At 72.9% G+C, this 18,331-nt stretch carries 20 protein-coding genes; 12 read left to right on the plus strand and 8 right to left on the minus strand.

Annotated features, from left to right (window positions below):
- Window positions 1–3: 3 nt before the first annotated feature.
- Together ABD879_RS06725 and ABD879_RS06730 are read right to left on the minus strand one after the other, a co-directional pair.
- Window positions 4–657, minus strand: coding sequence for a hypothetical protein (locus ABD879_RS06725; RefSeq protein ID WP_345018507.1), 654 nt, complete (start codon window positions 655–657; stop codon window positions 4–6).
- A gap of 37 nt (window positions 658–694) precedes the next feature.
- Window positions 695–1,450 (minus strand): class I SAM-dependent methyltransferase, encoded by a 756-nt coding sequence (locus ABD879_RS06730; RefSeq protein ID WP_345018509.1) that lies wholly within the window; start codon window positions 1,448–1,450, stop codon window positions 695–697.
- A gap of 138 nt (window positions 1,451–1,588) precedes the next feature.
- Between ABD879_RS06730 and ABD879_RS06735 the strand changes: the two genes are divergently transcribed.
- The 3 genes from ABD879_RS06735 to ABD879_RS06745 all read left to right on the plus strand — a co-directional run bounded on the left by ABD879_RS06735 (window position 1,589) and on the right by ABD879_RS06745 (window position 3,901).
- A complete protein-coding gene (locus tag ABD879_RS06735) occupies window positions 1,589–1,945 on the plus strand; it encodes a hypothetical protein (RefSeq protein WP_345018511.1) in 357 nt (118 codons plus the stop codon).
- Window positions 1,946–2,079: 134 nt separating this feature from the next.
- Window positions 2,080–2,955: a crotonase/enoyl-CoA hydratase family protein gene (locus ABD879_RS06740; protein WP_345018513.1), complete on the plus strand. Its 876-nt coding sequence runs from the start codon at window positions 2,080–2,082 to the stop codon at window positions 2,953–2,955.
- 70 nt (window positions 2,956–3,025) lie between these two features.
- A complete protein-coding gene (locus ABD879_RS06745) occupies window positions 3,026–3,901 on the plus strand; it encodes a polysaccharide deacetylase family protein (RefSeq protein WP_345018515.1) in 876 nt (291 codons plus the stop codon).
- Between the two features lie 78 nt (window positions 3,902–3,979).
- On the opposite strand, the gene ABD879_RS06750 is transcribed toward ABD879_RS06745, so the two are convergent.
- Window positions 3,980–4,228, minus strand: a complete 249-nt coding sequence (locus ABD879_RS06750; RefSeq protein WP_285491894.1) for a putative acetyltransferase — start codon at window positions 4,226–4,228, stop codon at window positions 3,980–3,982.
- A gap of 113 nt (window positions 4,229–4,341) precedes the next feature.
- Here ABD879_RS06750 and fdxA point away from each other — a divergent pair, with 113 nt between their 5' ends.
- The 7 genes from fdxA (at window position 4,342) to ABD879_RS06785 (ending at window position 9,883) form a co-directional block, all read left to right on the plus strand.
- Window positions 4,342–4,665, plus strand: a complete 324-nt coding sequence (gene fdxA / locus ABD879_RS06755; RefSeq protein WP_344944426.1) for a ferredoxin — start codon at window positions 4,342–4,344, stop codon at window positions 4,663–4,665.
- A 323-nt stretch (window positions 4,666–4,988) separates the two neighbouring features.
- Entirely contained in the window at window positions 4,989–6,080 is a 1,092-nt protein-coding gene (gene dapC / locus ABD879_RS06760) for a succinyldiaminopimelate transaminase (protein ID WP_345018556.1), read from the plus strand.
- Between the two features lie 194 nt (window positions 6,081–6,274).
- On the plus strand, window positions 6,275–6,901 hold the full coding sequence (locus tag ABD879_RS06765) for a DUF4178 domain-containing protein (protein ID WP_345018517.1): 627 nt from the start codon (window positions 6,275–6,277) through the stop codon (window positions 6,899–6,901).
- A gap of 4 nt (window positions 6,902–6,905) precedes the next feature.
- Window positions 6,906–7,415, plus strand: coding sequence for a DUF2617 family protein (locus ABD879_RS06770; RefSeq protein ID WP_345018519.1), 510 nt, complete (start codon window positions 6,906–6,908; stop codon window positions 7,413–7,415).
- On the plus strand, window positions 7,412–7,855 hold the full coding sequence (locus tag ABD879_RS06775; protein WP_345018521.1) for a DUF4247 domain-containing protein: 444 nt from the start codon (window positions 7,412–7,414) through the stop codon (window positions 7,853–7,855). Before ABD879_RS06770 ends, ABD879_RS06775 begins: the two co-directional genes overlap by 4 nt.
- 10 nt (window positions 7,856–7,865) lie before the next feature.
- Complete coding sequence (locus ABD879_RS06780) at window positions 7,866–8,291, plus strand: DUF350 domain-containing protein (RefSeq protein WP_345018523.1); 426 nt, start codon at window positions 7,866–7,868, stop codon at window positions 8,289–8,291.
- Between the two features lie 83 nt (window positions 8,292–8,374).
- The gene (locus ABD879_RS06785; RefSeq protein WP_425549621.1) at window positions 8,375–9,883 is read left to right on the plus strand and encodes a polyamine aminopropyltransferase; all 1,509 of its coding nucleotides are present in this window, start codon (window positions 8,375–8,377) and stop codon (window positions 9,881–9,883) included.
- A 28-nt stretch (window positions 9,884–9,911) separates the two neighbouring features.
- Here ABD879_RS06785 and ABD879_RS06790 read toward each other — a convergent pair whose 3' ends face one another.
- On the minus strand, window positions 9,912–10,628 hold the full coding sequence (locus ABD879_RS06790; RefSeq protein WP_345018525.1) for a MerR family transcriptional regulator: 717 nt from the start codon (window positions 10,626–10,628) through the stop codon (window positions 9,912–9,914).
- A gap of 88 nt (window positions 10,629–10,716) precedes the next feature.
- Between ABD879_RS06790 and ABD879_RS06795 the strand changes: the two genes are divergently transcribed.
- A complete protein-coding gene (locus ABD879_RS06795) occupies window positions 10,717–11,856 on the plus strand; it encodes an acyl-CoA dehydrogenase family protein (RefSeq protein ID WP_345018527.1) in 1,140 nt (379 codons plus the stop codon).
- Here ABD879_RS06795 and ABD879_RS06800 read toward each other — a convergent pair whose 3' ends face one another.
- From ABD879_RS06800 to ABD879_RS06815, 4 genes are all read right to left on the minus strand, one after another.
- Window positions 11,857–12,681, minus strand: coding sequence for an SAM-dependent methyltransferase (locus tag ABD879_RS06800; protein WP_345018529.1), 825 nt, complete (start codon window positions 12,679–12,681; stop codon window positions 11,857–11,859). It lies immediately after the preceding gene.
- 1,702 nt (window positions 12,682–14,383) lie between these two features.
- The gene (locus ABD879_RS06805) at window positions 14,384–14,530 is read right to left on the minus strand and encodes a hypothetical protein (protein ID WP_345018530.1); all 147 of its coding nucleotides are present in this window, start codon (window positions 14,528–14,530) and stop codon (window positions 14,384–14,386) included.
- Between the two features lie 40 nt (window positions 14,531–14,570).
- Window positions 14,571–16,469, minus strand: a complete 1,899-nt coding sequence (locus tag ABD879_RS06810; RefSeq protein WP_345018531.1) for a serine/threonine-protein kinase — start codon at window positions 16,467–16,469, stop codon at window positions 14,571–14,573.
- Between the two features lie 74 nt (window positions 16,470–16,543).
- Window positions 16,544–17,443, minus strand: coding sequence for a hypothetical protein (locus ABD879_RS06815; protein WP_345018533.1), 900 nt, complete (start codon window positions 17,441–17,443; stop codon window positions 16,544–16,546).
- 44 nt (window positions 17,444–17,487) lie between these two features.
- Here ABD879_RS06815 and ABD879_RS06820 point away from each other — a divergent pair, with 44 nt between their 5' ends.
- Window positions 17,488–18,324, plus strand: coding sequence for a 2,3,4,5-tetrahydropyridine-2,6-dicarboxylate N-succinyltransferase (locus ABD879_RS06820; RefSeq protein ID WP_345018534.1), 837 nt, complete (start codon window positions 17,488–17,490; stop codon window positions 18,322–18,324).
- Window positions 18,325–18,331 lie beyond the last annotated feature (7 nt).

An 18,331-nucleotide genomic window follows, 5' to 3' on the forward strand; every position in this document is an offset into this window, starting at 1 on the left:
GCGTCAGGCCCAGCCGATCCGGGCGACCAGGTCCAGGCCGAGCAGCAGGTCCAGATGGATGAAGGTCTCCAGTTTGGCGCCGGGGGCCACGTCCGGGTCCTCGGCCAGCCGGTCGAGCGTCGCCAGGGCGGTCGGGCTGTCGAGGTCGTCGGCGAGGGCCTCCTGCGCCCGCGTCGCGTACGCGCGGTCCATGGGACGGCCCGGGGAGCGGGCCCATTCGGCCACCAGCGCCCGCCAGCGCGACAGGTCCGCCTCCGCCCGCTCGCTCAGGGCCTCCAGATCGGCCGGCTCGCGGTAGTGGACGCGCAGCACCGCCAGCCGGAGGCTCAGGGCGTCCCCGCCCGCGGGCGCGGCGTCCGGGACGAGCAGGGAGAGCCCCGGCCCGGGGGAGGGGCCGACGAACACCGCCCCGTCCGCGGCCGGGGCGCCGGCCACGGGAAAGTCCGGCAGGCGCAGGTCGGCGAAGGCGTGCGCGGACGGCTCGACGCCCTCGGCGCGGGTCACCACGGCCGGGCGGCGCCCGGTGCGCTCGGCGACCCGCCGCAGCAGATCGGCGATGATCAGCGCCCGGTCGGCCCCGGCCGTGACGTGGATCCGCAGCGGGCCGCGCGCCAGGTCCCCGGACCGTCCGGTGCGATGGTCGTAGAGCCGCAGCATGCCCCCAGGCTAGAAGCCGGACGCGGCGGCCGCCGGGTCAGGCCTTGCGGACGGCGGCGAAGCGCAGCCGCACGTAGTCGGCGACCCAGCCGGACTCGCGGCGCAGCGCGGGCGCGGCCAGTTCGTTGATCCGCGCCAGCAGCGGTTCGACCAGGTCGGGCGGTACGTCGGCGAGGGCGGCCGCGGCGTAGGTGCGGACCCAGTCGGCGGCGCCGTCCGGCCCCTCGGTCATGCGGGTGGGGCGGTCGGCGTGCTCCAGCAGCCGCAGCGTGAAGCCGCCCGCCTCCAGGCGGGTGGCGTACTCGGCCGGGCTGGGGAAGTACCAGGGCAGCTCGGGCTCGCCGAGCCCGAACACCCGCCAGGCGGTCTGCATCGCGGCGATCAGCTCGGCGCAGTTGCCCGCCCCGCCCAGCTCGCCGACGAACCGGCCGCCGGGCCGCAGCGCCGCGTGCACCCGCGCGATCACCGCGTCCGGATCGCGGTTCATCCAGTGCAGGGCGGCGTTGGACGCGACGGCGTCGTACTGCTCGGTGACGGTGAAGGTGTGGGCGTCGCCGACCACGAAGGACAGCCCCGGGTTCAGCGCCGCGGCCTGGGCGACCATCTCGGGGTTGCCGTCGATGCCCAGCACCTCCGCTCCGCGTTCGGCGATCTCCGCGGTGAACGCGCCCGTGCCGCAGCCCAGGTCGATGATCCGCTCACCGGGCTGCGGGTCGAGCAGATCGACCAGAGGCGCGCCGTGCGCGGAGACGTACCCGAAGACGGAGTCGTACGTCGTGACGGCCCATTGCACCGTCGTAATTTATCCGACAAACCGCCAGTTGCGGGGTGGCGTTCCACCACGTGGACGGCGTACAGTGACCTGCTTCACGGACCGCGACGCGACCGGCCACGGCGCGTGCCGACCGCCGGGCGGCGTACGGTCGTGGGCATGGACGAACGCGCGGTGACGTCGGGCGAGGTGCGCGTCGTGGGCGCCGAACAGCCCGACGGCCTGGAGCTTCGCACCCGAGGCCTGGCCTTGCGCGGGCTGCCCGAGTTGCGCGCCGCCGGCCTGCCGCCCTATCTCGGGCGGGGGTGGGCGCGCATCCTGGCGGCGCTGGCCGCACGCGTCGCCGCGGCCGGCGGGCCGCCTCCCGGTGACGTGCAACTTGCGCCGGATGTGGCGTTCCGCCTGACGGCCGACGGCGACCACCTGGTGCCCGGTCCGCCCGCCGGCTTCACCGGCGCGGTGGACCAGTGGCGGCGCGAGGTCGTCGTGCGGCTGTTCCCCTCGGCCCGCTCCTGACCCGGCCGCTCCTGACCCGGCCGCTCCTGACCCGGCCGCTCCTGACCCGGCCCGCTCCTGACGCCCGGCGCCCGCGCCGCACCGGCGGCTTTCTAGAATCCTGTTCGAAAACGTCTCCGGAGAGGGGTCGCAAGGTGCCGTACAGCGAGATCGACTACCGGGTGCGGGACGGGATCGCCACGCTCACGCTCAACCGGCCGGAACGCCTGAACGCCTACACCTACACCATGCGCACCGAGATGCTCGACGCCTTCGACCGCGTCGACGCCGACGACGAGGTGCGGGCGGTCGTGGTGACCGGGGCGGGCCGGGCCTTCTGCGCCGGAGCCGACCTGGGGGCGGGCGGCGACACCTTCGACCGCGGCAAGACGCAGGAGATGTTCGCGGGCGAGGACGACGTGCTGGAGGACGGCACGCCCCGCGACGGCGGCGGCACGGTCGCGCTGCGCGTCGCGCGCTGCCTCAAGCCGGTCATCGCCGCGTTCAACGGCGCGGCCGTCGGCGTCGGCGTCACCATGACGCTGCCCATGGACGTGCGGCTGGCCGCCGGCAACGCCCGCTTCGGCTTCGTGTTCGCCCGGCGCGGCATCGTCACCGAGGCCGCGTCGAGCTGGTTCCTGCCGCGCCTGGTCGGCATCTCCCAGGCCATGGAGTGGGCGGTGACGGGCCGGGTGTTCGACGCCGACGAGGCCCTGCGCGGCGGCCTGGTGTCGCGGGTCGTCGCCCCCGAGGACCTGCTGCCCGCCGCCTACGAGCTGGCCGCCGAGATCCGCGACAACACCTCCGCCGTCTCGGTGGCCGCGATCCGCCGCCTGATGTGGTCGGGCCTGTCGGCCCCGTCCCCCTGGGACGCGCACGCCGCCGACTCCCGGCTGATGGCCGCGCTGGGCGGCGCCGCCGACGCCCGCGAGGGCGTCACGGCGTTCCTGGAGAAGCGCGCCGCCGCGTTCCCCATGAAGGTCACGACCGATCTGCCGCCCGAGGTCCCGGACTGGCCGGTTCGGGCCTGAAAGTCGGGGTGTGCCGAGCCCCTCGGGGGGTATGCAGCGCCCAGCGGCAGGGCGGGATGATCCGGGAGGCGTGGTGCGAGGCAGGGCCGGTGTGGTCGTCGCGCTGCTCGGGCTCGTGCTCGCCGCCGGATGCGCCCAGTCCGCGGTGCAGCGCGCCGAACCGACCAGGGCGAGGGACGCAGGCAAGCGCACCGGCGACCCGTCGCCCTCCGCCTCCGCCGAGCCCGAGCCCGATCCCGACCCGGCCACGACGCCCGCCGCGCACGAAAACCACCTCGTGCCGCAGCGGGACGAGCCCGGGCCGTCTCCGGATGAGGAGCCCCCCGCACCGCCGCCCGCCCGCGTCGACTGCTCCGTGCGCAAGTGCGTCGCGCTGACCTTCGACGACGGGCCCGGCGCCTACACCGGCCTGCTGCTGGACCGGCTGCGCGCCGCCCGCGTGCACGCCACGTTCTTCCTGCTCGGGCAGAACGTGGCCGGGCACCGCGACCTGGTGCGGCGGATGGTGGAGGAGGGGCACGAGGTGGGCAACCACAGCTGGTCCCACCCCGACCTGACGACGCTGCCGACCTGGGAGGTGCGGGCCCAGGTGCGGCGCACGCAGCAGGCCGTCCAGGACGTCACGGGGGTCGCTCCCGCGCTGTTCCGCCCGCCGTACGGGGCCGTCGACGAGCGGGTGGCGAACGCCGTGGACATGCCCCTGATCCTGTGGAGCGTCGACACCCTCGACTGGCTGCACCGCGATGTGCGGCGCAACATCACCGCCGGGGTCCGCGAGCCCCGCCGGGGCGGCATCGTGCTGTTCCACGACATCCACCGGCCCACGGTCGCCGCCGTGCCGAGCGTCCTGGAGGGGCTCCGGGAACGCGGCTTCACGTTCGTCACCGTCTCGGAGCTGTTCGGCGGCCGCCCCCTTGTGCCCGGCCACCGGTACGCCGGGCGCTGAGCCCAAAGGCGCTTCACCGAGGTTTTGCCGGGCCCGGGCCCGCCCCGGCGTGTCGCGGCCCGCGCGGCGGGGAAACGATCAGCCGCGGGGACGGCGCGGCGGGGGCGCGGGCGGGACGACCTTGGCGGCCACCACGATGTCCTCGGGGACCTCGACCACCTCGCCGTGCCGCCGGCGGACCCGCAGCAGGCGACCGGACCACGATTCCAGGACGCCGACCACGTCGCTGTACTCTCCGGTGGGCAACCGGCGGCGCAGCGAGATCCGCTGCCCCGCGTCGGCCGGTGTGATCGACACCAGCGGCCGAGCGGCGCGACGGTCTGACATGTGAGGCCCCCCATGTCGAATCGACTACGCCGTGGTGGCAATACTATTCACAGCGAGCTTGCGGTGAGCCGTGGCGTACGGCGGGGCCGAAGGATCCGAGAGGAGTCAATGACGTGACCTACGTCATCGCGCAGCCCTGCGTGGACGTGCTCGACAAGGCCTGCATCGAGGAGTGCCCTGTCGACTGCATCTACGAGGGGAAGCGAATGCTCTACATTCACCCCGACGAGTGCGTCGACTGCGGTGCGTGCGAGCCGGTCTGCCCGGTGGAGGCCATCTACTACGAGGACGACACCCCCGAGCAGTGGAAGGACTTCTACAAGGCCAACGTGGAGTTCTTCGACGAGCTCGGCTCGCCCGGCGGCGCCTCCAAGGTGGGCAAGATCGACAGGGACCACCCGATCGTGGCCGCCCTGCCTCCGCAGGGCGAGGAGTAACGACCCCTGCCGACGCCGTGCGGCCGACCGGGGCACGGCGCCCTGCACGGCGGCCGTCCGTCCGCCGCCGCCGGGGCCCGGAGCACCCGTACAGGGACGAACCCCCGGAAACCCTGATGACAGGGGCCGGGGGCGCAGGACTCTTGCGCGCAGGACCGGCACCGGTCGCGTACGCTCAAGGCCGTGGCCCCGACCTCGGGGCCACGGCCTTCGTGTCGACGGGGCACACCGCTCGCCCGCCCGCCGCCGTCCCGGACGCCGGGGCGCGCCGGGACGACACCCGGCCGACCCAAACGCCAGTCGCAGAAACGGAGCCATCTGTGGTGTTCACGCTGCCGGACTTCCCGTGGGATCGACTGCGGCCCTACCGGGAGCGCGCCGCCGCGCACCCCGGCGGGCTCGTCGACCTGTCGGTCGGCACCCCCGTGGACCCCACGCCCGAACCCGTGCGCGCGGCGCTGGCCGAGGCCGCCGACGCCCCCGGTTACCCGCAGACCTACGGCACGCCCCGGCTGCGCGAGGCCGTCGCGGGCTGGCTGCGGCGGCGGCTCGGCGTGACCGGCGCCGACCCCGACGCGGTGCTGCCGGTCATCGGCACCAAGGAGCTGGTGGCGTGGCTGCCGACCCTGCTCGGCGCGGGCCCCGGCGACCGGATCGTCTTCCCCGAGCTGGCCTACCCGACCTACGACGTGGGCGCCCGCCTGGCCCGGGCCGAACCGGTGCCCGCCGACGGGCTGCTGTCCCTCGGCCCGGTCAACCCGAAGATCGTCTGGGTGAACTCCCCGTCCAACCCGACCGGGCGGGTGCTGCCCACCGAGCACCTGCGCAAGGTGGTGGCCTGGGCGCGCGGCCGCGGCGCGATCGTGGTCAGCGACGAGTGCTACCTGGAGTTCGGCTGGGACGACGACCCCGACCGGCGGCCGATCTCGATCCTGCACCCGGACGTGTGCGAGGGCTCGCACGAGGGGCTGCTGGCGGTCAACTCGCTGTCCAAGCGCTCCAACATGGCCGGCTACCGGGCCGGGATCGTCACCGGCGACCCGGTGCTGGTCAAGCGGCTGCTGGAGGTCCGCAAGCACGCCGGGATGATCGTCCCCGCGCCGGTGCAGGCCGCGATGGCCGCCGCGTTCGACGACGACGCGCACGTGGACGCCCAGCGCGAGCGCTACGCCCGCCGCCGCGCCGCCCTGCGCGAGGCGTTCGAGCGGCACGGCTTCCGCATCGACCACTCCGAGGCGTCGCTGTACCTGTGGGCGACCCGCGACGAGCCCTGCTGGGACACCGTCGGCTACCTGGCCGACCTCGGCATCCTCGTCGGCCCCGGCGACTTCTACGGCCGGGGCGGGGCGCGGCACGTCCGCATCGCCTTCACCGCGACCGACGAACGCGTCGCCGCCGCCGTCTCCCGCCTCTGACCTCCGGCCCGCCCCGGCCTCCCGCCTGCGCCGCACGGGTGGCCCGGTGCCGCATGCCGCGACACAGGTGTTGCGTTCCGCTTGAAACCGATGTGGCCGCGGTGACGTCTATGCTGCCGATGTTCCTGCGTGACCGTTATCGATAGGATCCGCGGGTCAATCCCGGTGCCGTAGTCGAATGCGTGGAGGTCCGCATGGGCGGAGCAGCGGTCGCGGTCCTGCTCGTCCTGATCCTCGCCGCCCTGGTCGTCATCGCCGTGCTGCTGGTCCTGCTGCTGCGCCGCCGCGGCCAGGGGCCCGCCGCACCGGGCGCCGCGCCCGCCGCGCCGCGCGACCCGTTCGCCGCCGCCGACGCGGTGGGCGGCGACCCGCGCGCCCTCAAGGCCGGCGACATGGTCGAGTACCTGGGCGTCCGGTACTTCGTGCGGGGCTCGCTGCGCCTGCGCGAGGGCGGGTTCACCTGGAGCGAGCACCTGCTGGACGCCGACACCGCCGAGGGCGCCAAAGTCTGGATCTCCGTCGAGGAGGACCCGGACCTGGAGGTCGTCTGGTGGACCGCCCGCGACCCCGGCGGCCTGCGCCCCGACCGCCGGACGCTCACCGTCGACGGCGTGGAGTACCACCGCGAGGAGCACGGCACCGCCGAGTACGCCGGCGAGGGCACCACGGGCCTCGGCGACCGGGGCCGGGTGGAGTACGCCGACTACACCGCCCCCGGCGGCCGCTACCTGTCGTTCGAGCGCTTCGGCGGCGCCGAGTGGGAGATGGGCACCGGCGAGCGGGTGCCGAACGGCGCGCTGACCATCTACCCGGGAAGCTGAGACCGTGCTCGCGACGCTCCACACCCCCTACGCCGACACCCGCGCCGACGCGCTGATGTTCGCGGTCGGCCTGCCGCCGCGCGACGCCCTGGCCGTCCTGCCCCTGGAACGCGCCGGCCTGCGCGTGCAGCTGCGGCTGCTCGGCGCGTCCCACCAGGTGATCGCGGGCCCGCTCAGCGAGACCGTGGCCTGCGACCTGCCGGACGGCGCCCGCCCGCTGCCCGCGCGGATCCGCGACGCCCTGCCCGGATGGTCCTACGACTTCGCCGCGCGCACCGCCGCCCACGGCGACGCCGCCGCGTTCGCCCGCGCCGTGGACGCGCTGCGCGACCGGCTCGCCGGCCGCCCCGACGCGCTGACCGGAACCTATCCGGGATCCGACCACGCGGTCACCGCGCTGGCGCTCGACGACACCGGTGCGCCCGGAGCCGGAATCGGCTGGCGCACCTGGCACGCCTACCCGCAGACCCGGGAGATCGTCATGACGCGCAGTCGGCTGGTGAGGACATCGTGAGCCGCAGGCACTGGGTGATCGGCGGGGTGGCGGCGGCCGCCATCGCCCTCATCGTGCTGATCGCGGTACTGGTGGGGGACGGCGGGCCGCGCGGCTTCATCGCCGACCGGTACACCCGGGTGGCCACCGACACCTACCGTTCGCCGAAGCCCCCGCGGACCGTCGCCCACGAGATCAACGCCAAGTACAAGGCCATCGACCGGGTGGACGACCTTGACACGCTGGGGCGGAACGGCGGGGTCTTCCTGCGCTACCCCAAGCTCGTCGTCGGCGTCCTGCCGGACGGGACGGGCAGCCGGATCACCGTCGACGCCCCGACGCCCGGCTACGGCCGGTACTACAGGCACGTCAGCAGCCACTGGTCCGTCCCCGGCAGCAACGGCTGGACCAGCAGTGGCAGAGCGTCCTTCCGCGGCGGCGGCCCCGGGTCGGGCAAGTGAGGAGCAACCGTTGAACGACATCCTGCACGAGGGCGGCGCCACGCTCGCCTACGGGGCGCTGGGCATCGCGCTGATGGCGCTGGGCTACCTGGTGGTCGAGATCACCACCCCCGGGCGGCTCGGCCACCAGATCTGGACCGAGGGCAACCGCGGCGCCGCGCTGCTGCTGTCGGTCAAGCTCCTCGGCGTCGGCATGATCGTCACCACCGCCATCGTCACCAGCGACGACGACCTCGGCCAGGGCCTGCTCGACACCGCCGTCTACGGCCTGCTCGGCATCGTGCTGATGGTCGTCGCGTTCTACCTGCTGGACCTGCTCACCCCCGGCAAGCTCGGCGCGACGCTGGTGGACGGCGCGGGGGTGCACCCGGCGGGCTGGGTGGTGGCCGCCGCCGACCTCGCCGTCGCGGCGATCGTGGCCGGGGCGGTCTCCTGACCGCCGGCCGACCGGACCGGGCCGACGGCGCCGGCGAGGGCGGGGGGCTGCGGCTGCCCGCCCGGGCCGCGCGCGCCCTGGTGCTGGCGGCCGTGTTCACCTGCGCCGCGTGCGGGCTGGTGTACGAGCTGGCGCTCGTCGCCCTCGGCAGCTACCTGGTGGGCAACTCGGTCACCCAGGCGTCGATCGTGCTGTCGGTCATGGTGTTCGCGATGGGCGTCGGCTCGCTGGCCGCCAAGCCCCTGCAGCGCCACCCGGTCACCGCGTTCGCGCTGGTGGAGGCCGCCCTTGCGATGACGGGCGGACTGTCGGTGCTGGCGCTGTACGCCGCGTTCGCCTGGCTGGACCTGTACGTCCCGGCGCTGGTGGTGGTCGCCTTCGTCGTGGGCGCGCTGATCGGCGCGGAGATCCCGCTGCTGATGACGCTGCTGCAGCGGATCCGCCGGCAGGACGCGGGCAGCGCGGTCGCCGACCTGTTCGCCGCGGACTACGTGGGCGCGCTGGTCGGCGGGCTGGCCTTCCCGTTCCTGCTGCTGCCGGTGTTCGGGCACATCAAGGGCGCCCTGGTCGTCGGCGTGGTCAACGCGGTCGCGGGCATCGCCGTGGTGCTGTGGCTGTTCCGGCGGCAGCTGGGACGCGGCGTGCGCGCCGGGCTGTGGGCGGGCATGGCGGGCGTGCTGGCCGTCCTCGGCGCCACCTACGCCCTGGCGGACGGCTTCGAGGTGACCGCGCGGCAGGCCCTGTACCGCGACCCGATCGCGCTGGCCGAGCGCACCCCCTACCAGGAGATCGTGATCACCCGGAAGGCGGCGGTGTCGGGCCGCCGCGACGTGCGGCTGTTCCTGAACGGCGACCTGCAGTTCTCGTCCGTCGACGAGTACCGCTACCACGAGTCGCTGGTGCATCCGGCGCTGGCGGGCGCCCGGGGCAGCGTGCTGGTGCTCGGCGGCGGCGACGGCCTGGCGCTGCGCGAGGTGCTGCGCTACCGGGACGTGCGCGAGGTGACGCTCGTCGAGCTGGACCCGGAGATGCTCCGCCTGGCCCGCACCTACCGCGACCTGGCCGACCTCAACGGGCACGCCTTCGCCGACCCGCGGGTGCGCACCGTCGAGGCCGACGCCTTCTCCTGGCTGCGCGGCGCGTCCCGCCGGTACGACGCGGTGATCGTGGACATGCCGGACCCCGACGACGTGTCCACGGCCAAGCTGTACTCGGTGGAGTTCTACGGGCTGGTCGAACGGGTGCTGGCGCCGGGCGGGCGGATGGTGGTGCAGGCCGGCTCGCCGTACTTCGCGCCCCGCTCGTTCTGGTGCATCGAGAAGTCCATCCGCGCCGCCGGGCTGGCCACCGTCCCCTACCACGTGGACGTGCCCAGCTTCGGCGACTGGGGCTTCGTCCTGGCCGCCCCCGGCGCGGCCCGCCCGCCGCTGGCCCTCGCCTCCGCCGCCCCGCCGCTGCGGTTCCTGGACTCCGACGTGCTGCGTGCCGCCGCCGTCTTCGGCAAGGACCTGCGCCACCGCGACGTCGACGTCAACACCCTCGCCCACCCCCGCCTCGTCGACTACGAGAACCAGGAGTGGCGCGACGCCTGACGGCCCCGGCCGGCCGGTCGGGTGCTCCTCACTCCGCCGCGGTCACCTTCCCCCGGATGGCGTCGTCGACGGCGCGGCGGAAGGCGGTGACCAGCGACTGGATCACCAGGGGCTTGAGCCTGCCCGACAGCTCGATCAGGCGCCGGCGTTCTTCGGGCGGGCGGCCGCGTTCGCGGTAGGGGCGCACGAGCGTGTCCTGGAAGACCTGCTGCAGCTCCGCGGCCAGCGCCCGGGTGTGCCGTTCGACGGCCTCGTGGGTGGCCCGCAGCGTCTCCAGGGGCATGGCGAGGCCGGCCAGCTCCGCGCCCACGCCCAGCAGCGCCGGGCTGACGACGCGCACGCGGCCGTCCTCCGCGGGCTCGACGATGCCGAGGGCCTGCAGCCGTTCGAGCGCCGCGTCGTCCAGGCGCTGCCCGGTGCGGCGGTCGAGCTCGTGCCGGTCGATCTCCTCGGGGGCCTCCGGGGCCCACGGCGACAGCAGGGCCCGGTGCAGCGCCAAATCCTCGGGGGAGGCGTCGTCGGGCAGGCGGGCCAGGTGCCGTTCGATCGCCGCCAGCGTCAGCCCCAGCGACTGCAGCTCCCGGATCAGCTCCAGCCGGGCCAGGTGGTCGGGCCCGTACAGGCCGGTGCGCCCGCGCAGCCGGGGCGGCGGCAGCATCCCGCGTCCGGCGTAGAACCGCACGGTCCGCACCGTGAGCCCGGCCCGCGCGGCCAGCTCGTCGACGGTCAGCTCCTCGTTGTGCACCGCCCGGACCCCCTCCCCCTATGTGACAGTCCTAGTGTTACATTGACGTCGTATCAGCAAATACTTATCGAGGGAGCCGGGGACACGGATGGCGCGTGACATCTTCACCGAGGAGCACGAGGCGTTCCGCGACATGGTGCGGTCCTTCATCGCCAAGGAGATCACCCCGCACCACGAGCAGTGGGAGCGGGACGGCATCGTCTCCCGCGAGGTCTGGCTGGCCGCCGGCCGGCAGGGTCTGCTCGGCATCGAGGTCCCCGAGGAGTACGGGGGCGGCGGCATCGCCGACTACCGCTACTACGTCGTGCTGAACGAGGAGCTGGCCCGCGCCGGCGCGTCCGGGCCCGGGTTCGCCGTGCACAACGACATCAACGGCGCCTACCTGCTGCGCCTGGCCGACGAGGAGCAGAAGCGGCGCTGGCTGCCCGGCTACTGCTCCGGCGAGATCATCACCGCGATCGCGATGACCGAGCCCGCCGCCGGGTCGGACCTGCAGGGCATCCGCACCACCGCGGTCCGCGACGGCGACCACTACGTCCTGAACGGCTCCAAGACCTTCATCTCCAACGGCATCCTCGCCGACCTGGTGATCGTCGTCGCCAAGACCGACCCGGCGGCCGGGCACAAGGGCGTCAGCCTGCTCGTCGTCGAGCGCGGCATGGAGGGCTTCGAACGCGGCCGCAACCTGGAGAAGGTCGGCATGCACGCCCAGGACACCGCCGAGCTGTTCTTCAACGACGTGCGCGTGCCCAAGGAGAACCTGCTCGGCGAGGAGGGCATGGGCTTCATCTACCTCATGCAGAACCTCGCCCGCGAGCGGCTGTCCATCGGCGTCAGCGCCCAGGCCGGGGCGGAGACCGCGTTCGAGCAGACCCTCGACTACTGCCGCACCCGCGAGGCGTTCGGCCGGCCCATCGGCAGGTTCCAGCACAACCGCTTCACGCTCGCCGAGATGAAGACCGAGCTGACCGTGACCCGCGCGTTCACCGACGAGTGCATCGCCAAGGAGTCGCGCGGCGAGCTGAGCGCCGAAGAGGCCGCGATGCTCAAGTACTGGAACACCGAACTGCTCAAGCGCGTCGTCGACCGGTGCGTCCAGCTGCACGGCGGCTACGGCTACATGACCGAATACCCGATCGCCAAGGCCTACCAGGACGTCCGCATTCAGACGATCTTCGGCGGGACCACGGAGATCATGAAGGAGATCATCGGCCGCAGCCTGCTGTGATCAGGGCTTCCGCGCCACGGCCCCGTAGACGTCGACGTCCTCCGGCTCGCCCAGCGCGGTGGACTCCGGCCGCCACCTCAGGCACGACACCTGGCCCGGCTCGACGAGCTCGAGCCCCTCGTAGAGCTCGGCGAGCTGGGCGGGGTGGCGCAGCACGTACGGCACCGCGCCGGTGTCGTCGTACTCCTGCTGCGCCTCCTGGAGCGCCTCCCCCTGGACCACGTAGGTGCTGTCGTAGTGGAGGAAGAAACTGCCCGATGGAAGGGCGTCCAGCAGCCGCCGCGTGATCGCCTTCGCCTCGTCCCAGTCCTGGATGTGCCCGAGGATGCCCATGAGCATGAGCGCGACCGGCTCGGTGAAGTCGAGCGTCTTGCCGGCCTTGGCGATGATCGTGTCCGGGTCGTGCAGGTCGGCCTCGACGTAGGTGGTGACGCCCTCGGGGGTGGTGTTGGTGAGCAGCGCCTCGGCGTGCACCAGCACCAGGGGGTCGTTGTCCACGTAGACGATCTTGGCGTCGGGGGCGACGCGCTGGGCCACCTCGTGGGTGTTGTCCATGGTCGGCAGCCCGGTGCCGATGTCGAGGAACTGGCGCACCCCCTCCTCCGCGGCCACGTACCGGACGGCGCGGGTCAGGAACACCCGGGACGCGCGGGCCATGTCGACGATGCCGGGCGCCTTCTCGCGGTACCGGTCGCCGGCCTCCCGGTCCACGGGATAGTTGTCCTTGCCGCCGAGCCAGTAGTTCCAGATCCGCGCCGAATGCGGCACGCTCGTGTCGATCTTGGACGTGGCCAGCAGCTCGGACCCCTGCGCGCGTTCCGTCATGACGCTCCCAACTCCCGCTGTTCGGTGCTCAACAGCGCGATGTTACTTCTCTCGCCATATCCGACATAGCTTCTACGCCCGACAGATTAGGAACACCGCGGAAACGTATACTTCTGACCGGATCCGGCCACCCGACTTCGGCGCGATTTCGCCTCGCCGGACGCGCGGCGGCACCCGAGGACCGCCAAGGCCCTGCGCCATCACCTCCGACCGGCCGGCGCGTCTGCGGGGACGCGACGAGCGCCGAGCCTTGCGAAAAGCGCGACCGCGCCACGCCTCACACACGAATATCACAAGATCGCGATTCTTGCTGCTGAAGAGACGGCATCCACCTATCTCACGTCAACGATCCGTGCCCTGCTCTCTTCGGTGAACATGCAAATTCCGTGCGTACCTGCATTCGGGTGAAGTCTATGTAGCCGACCGGTCACACCGTGCGCCAGAGTATGCGCCTGCCCCGCCGAGAGAGCGCCTGGCCTTTATTGAGAACAGCGCAACCTTTCAGGACGCGAGCACACCTTGGCGGGACCGCCCCAGAACCCACCCCACTGACAAGCCCGCCGCCGACGCCCCGACCATGCCTTCACGAGCCTCCTGGGCCGGCCGTCGCATCGCGGACCAGTGGGGCGGCCGGGGGTCCTGCCGCACCAGGCCCGGCCGCCACGGCACCAAGTCCCGGAGAGTCCAAGGAGCGGCCTGCGTCCGAGAAGGGGGACCGTCCCGGCACGGGCCGGCAATCGCGTCGCGCGAGAAAGACTCACCCCGGCGTTGCTGCGGACGGTCGGCCTGATGCGGTTGTAAGCGAGCAGGACATTTCGGTGAAGAGAGGCGAGACGTCGGGGCTGCGGGCGACCGGTCGGCGCTTGCGCGAGTGGAGTCAACTCGGGCTTTTGCCATTCGGGCCGCTGAGATGGGCGCCGATCGCCACGGCATCAAGGTCGGGAGAAGCGAAAGGCGGCCTACCGCTGAGAAGGGGGAGGAGTCGCCGTTCGGGCGTGCTGGGTCAAGCGGTCGCGTCGGGAGAAGCCGGGCGCTGTGGGCAAGTATTGGCGCTTGCGTGAGATCCGGTGCGCCTGGGCGGCCGTCGCGCCGCGAGACCAGCAGGCAGCCGGGGGATTTCGCAGCTCAGGGCGTCGCGGCGAGGCCCGACCGCCACGGCGCCGAGAGAAAGGCTGCTGCCGGTGCTGCGGGCGAGCGGTCGGTGTTTGAGCGAGAACCGGGTGTATCTGAGCAGGCGTCGCATCGCGAGGGCAGGAGGCAGCCGGGGGATTTCGCAGCTCAGGGCGTCGCGGAGAGGCCCGGCTGCCACGGCACCAAGTCCCGGAGAGTCCAAGGAGCGGCCTGCGTCCGAGAAGGGGGGCCGTCCGGGCGCGAGCCGGCCATCGCGTCGCGAGAGTATTCGCAGTGCGGCTGATCTCGGCCGGACATCGGCATGCACAGAGTTGTGCTCGCGTGATCGGAGCCCAGGGGGCGGCATTGCGCACACCCGCGGGTGTCCGGTTATTGGCGCGAGCGAGCTGCTTCTCTCTTACGTGTGCCGGGCATGGAAGACATATCCAACTATCTGCGGGGATATGGCAAACGGACGAGTGGGATAGCTCGGATGCACACCCGACCTCCGAGATTCACCACAGATCGCATTCATTTACTTGCAGATTGTGACATGTTGCGCTCGGATTCCGCTGCTGTTCGTGAGTCTGCTTCAGCAGGCCCGCTTGGCCTGGACCTCTTCGTCGCCGCGGGCGACGGCCGCGGCGACGTCGGAGGGCTGCGTGATCGAGTCTTTCCGGATGGAGTCGGACCTCGCATGGGTCTGGACGGTCACGCCGACGTCGCCGACGGGCCGCACCTGGCGTCATGCCGCGAACCACTTGGTCGATCCGGCCCGATCAGGTCCGGCTCGGGGTGGGGGTCGTGCCTTCCACCAGGGCGAGGAATTCGGGCTGCAGCAGGTCGCGGACCTTGGCGTAGGGGGCGGTGAGGCGGTCGCGGGGGCATTCGCTGCCGCCGATGGAGTAGTTGAGCTCGAAACGCTGGGGGGTGGGGAAGGCGGTGAAGGGGATGTACTCGGCGAGCAGGGTTCCCGGGGCCTCGCCGGGGAGCTTCCTGGCGTAGAACTCCTCGGGCTTGGGGGGTTCGTAGCCGCGGCAGCCCCCGGGCTTCCAGTTGGTGGGGTTGCTGCTGGTCAGCCGGGACCACAGGGTCTTCAGGCCGGACGACGTCAGCGTGCTGGGCAGGAAGACGTCCCTTGCGGTGAGGACGCGCCCCGTCCTGAGATCGACCGTCACGGCTCCGGCGGGCAGGGTTCCGTCGGCCGGCTGGCAGTACTCGATCGTGGGCGTATAGACGACGGAGACCAGCGCGGGGCCGCGCATGCCCGTCTCCACGGTGGTGCTCAGCGACGTCTTCCGCGAGCCGCACATGGACGGGTTGAAGTGGGCGCGCAGATAGCTGATGAGCAGGTCGAGCGGCTTGCGGAGCTCCTGGTTGATCTTCTGCTGGAGCGCCGGGTCGCGGTGCCCGGAGATCTGGACGTACCGGGCGTTGCGCACCGTGACCGCGGACTCGGTGAACGTCTGGTTCTGGACGGCGACGGTCGCCGCGACCGCACGGGTCGGGGTGGGACGCGGGGCGGGATCGTCGCCCATGCCCGCGTAGACGGCGACGCCGCCCGCGCTCGCCGCGATGGCGGTGCCCGCTACGGCCGCCGCCACCTTCGCGCCCGTGCTCGCCAGGAGGCCGGCGCCTCCTGTCCCCGAAGCGCCCGACACGCCCGCGGCCCCGGCGGCGCCCGAGGCTCCCGCGGCGCCCGACGCGCCGGCCACGCCCGAAGCCCCTGCCGCACCTGCGCCCGACGCCCCGGCGGCCCCGGCCGCGCCTGCGCCGGAGGCTGCGGCCCCCGCTGTGACGGACGCGGCGGGCGTGAGCCCGGCGGCCACCAAGGGGAAGAGGGCGGCCAGAGCCACCGCGGTACCGGCCAGGACGCGGATGCCCCGCGTCTCCCAGGCGGGGCCGTACGCGGCGACCGCCGCTTCTTCGAGTTCGGCCACGAAGGCGGCCGCGCCCCACGGACGCTGCGTGGGGTCCTTGGCCATGCCCCGGGCGACCAGGTTCCGCAACGGCTCGGGCACGGCCTCCGCGGGGACGTCCGCGTTCAGGTGCATCGCCTGCAACGCGGCCTGGTCGGCGGCCTCGAAAGGGCGGCGGCCCGTCACGCACTCGAAGAAGACGCACGTGGCGGCGTACACGTCCGCGGCGGGGGTCGCGGGTTCGCCGAGCCACTGTTCCGGCGGCATGTACGCGGGCGTCCCCGAACGGTCGCCCCCGCCCGCCAGCGTGGCGATGCCGAAGTCGATCAGCTTGCTCAGGCCGTCGGCCTGGACGACCACGTTGGCGGGCTTGTAGTCGCGGTGCACCACGCCCACGGCGTGGGCGGCGGCCAGACCCAGCAGCGACCCCTTGAGGACGGTCAAGGACGCCTCCGGCCCGAGGGCGCCGTGCTCCGCCAGCACCCTCTTCAGGGAGACCCCGTTGACGGCCTCCATGACGAGCGCCGCGCCGTGCACGCTCTCCACCAGGCGGTACAGGCGCGCCACATGCGGGTCGGACACCCGCCCCAACAGGACGGCCTCCTCGCGCAGGCGCTCCACGTCCGCGCTGCGGGACAGGTACTTGATGGCCACGGGAGTGCCGCTGCCCGAGTGCCTGGCCAGGACCACCCGCCCCTGGGCGCCGCGCCCCAGCTCCCGTACCTCGTCGAAGCCGTCGATCCGCCAGTCGTCCACCATTGCCACCTCCGAACCCACGACATGAGATCACACGGAGATCGCAAAGGTTCGCACAAAGTGATTCCGGCCGGATGTCAGCGGATGATCACCTTCGTGGTGGGGGCCTCGGCGTCCTTGGTCCAGCCGTCGTGGCCCTCCTCGACGGTCCAGTGCCGGCCCGCGTACCGCACCTCCGTCAGCCCGTACACCTGGGCGTGGGTGACGGCCCACGAGGCCACCGCCCACCCGGTGCGCTGGTTGGAGACGCGGATCGCCTCGAAGTCGCGCCCGGCCGCCGCGGCGTCGCCGGTCCCGCCGCCCGCCGCGCGCTGCGCCGCCGTCTCCACCTGCAGGTGGCTGCCGAACGCGCGCCGCATCTCCCGGATCGCCTCCGGGCGCCGCGGCGAGGTGCGCTTGTCGGGGGAGAACCAGCACCGCACCGCCGCCGCCTCGCGGCCGGTGAACGCCCGCGCCAGCAGCTTGCCGTCCGGTTCGTGCTGGGCGTAGGCGGTGCCGTCGGCGCTGCGCTGCACCCGCTGCGCCGCGTCGTGCAGGTCGCGGTCCAGGTAGTCCTTCACCTTGACCAGCGCGTCGAAGAACTTGCTGGTGGACTGCACCGGGTCGCGCAGCTTGTCGGGGGTGCCCCAGCCCTGCGACGGGCGCTGCTGGAACATGCCCACCGAGTCGCGGTCGCCGTCCGGCAGGTTGCGGATGCGCGACTCCTGGATCGCGGTGGCGTAGGCGATCACCGCCGCCCGCTCGGGCAGCTCCTTGCGGTACGCCACCGCGGCGATGGTGGCGGCGTTGGCGGCCTGCTCCAGGTCGAGCGGCATCTTGCCCAGCGTCGTGCGCACCTCGCAGTTGGAGCCGTGCAGGTAGGGGCGGGCCCGCAGGTACAGCGCGTACCCGCCCGCGGCCAGCCCCACCACCACGACCAGCGTGACGGCGGCCCAGCGCCACCGGGTGGTCGTCAGCCTCCTCGCCCATGCGGTCACGCGACGACCGTACCGGGGAATGGCCACCAGTAAGCTCAGGAGCCATGACCCAAACGTTCACCAGCCCGATCTCCGGCGTCATCGACGAGCTGTGGGAGCGGCGAGCCGATCTTTCTCCGGACGACTCCGAGGCCCGCGCGGCCATCGTGGCGGCCGTCGACCAGATCGACACCGGCCGGGCCCGGGTCGCCCAGGTGGACCCCGAGACCGACGAGGTCGTCGTCGACGAGCGGGCCAAGCGGGCGATCCTGCTCAGCTTCAAGGTGCTCGGCATGGTGCGGTCGCAGGTGGGCGACTTCCAGTACCACGACCGCATTCCGCTCAAGAGCCGCCTGGACGGCGTGCGCGTGGTGCCCGGCGCGATCGCCCGGTGGGGCTCCTACCTGGCGCCCGGCGTGGTGCTGATGCCGTCGTTCACCAACATCGGCGCCTACGTCGACTCCGGCACCATGGTCGACACCTGGGCGACCGTGGGGTCGTGCGCGCAGATCGGCAAGAACGTCCACCTGTCGGGCGGGGTGGGCATCGGCGGCGTGCTGGAGCCGCCGAACGCGGTGCCGGTGGTCATCGAGGACGACGCCATGATCGGCAGCCGGTCGATGATCGTCGAGGGGGCCCGGGTCGGCCGCGGCGCGGTGGTCGGCTCCGGGACGAACCTGTCGGCGTCCATGCCGGTCATCGACGTGGAGACGGGCGAGGAGATCAGCCGGGGCCGCATCCCCGACTGGTGCGTGGCGGTCGGCGGCACCCGGATCAAGGAGTTCAAGGGCGGCACGTTCGGCATGCCCGCGGTGCTGGTGCTCAAGCGGCTGGAGGAGGGGCAGCGGCACGACAAGGCCGAGCTGAACGACATCCTCCGCGACCACGGCATCAACACCTGAGGACGGC

This window comes from Actinomadura keratinilytica, from assembly GCF_039539665.1.
Taxonomy (GTDB): Bacteria; Actinomycetota; Actinomycetes; order Streptosporangiales; family Streptosporangiaceae; genus Spirillospora; species Spirillospora keratinilytica.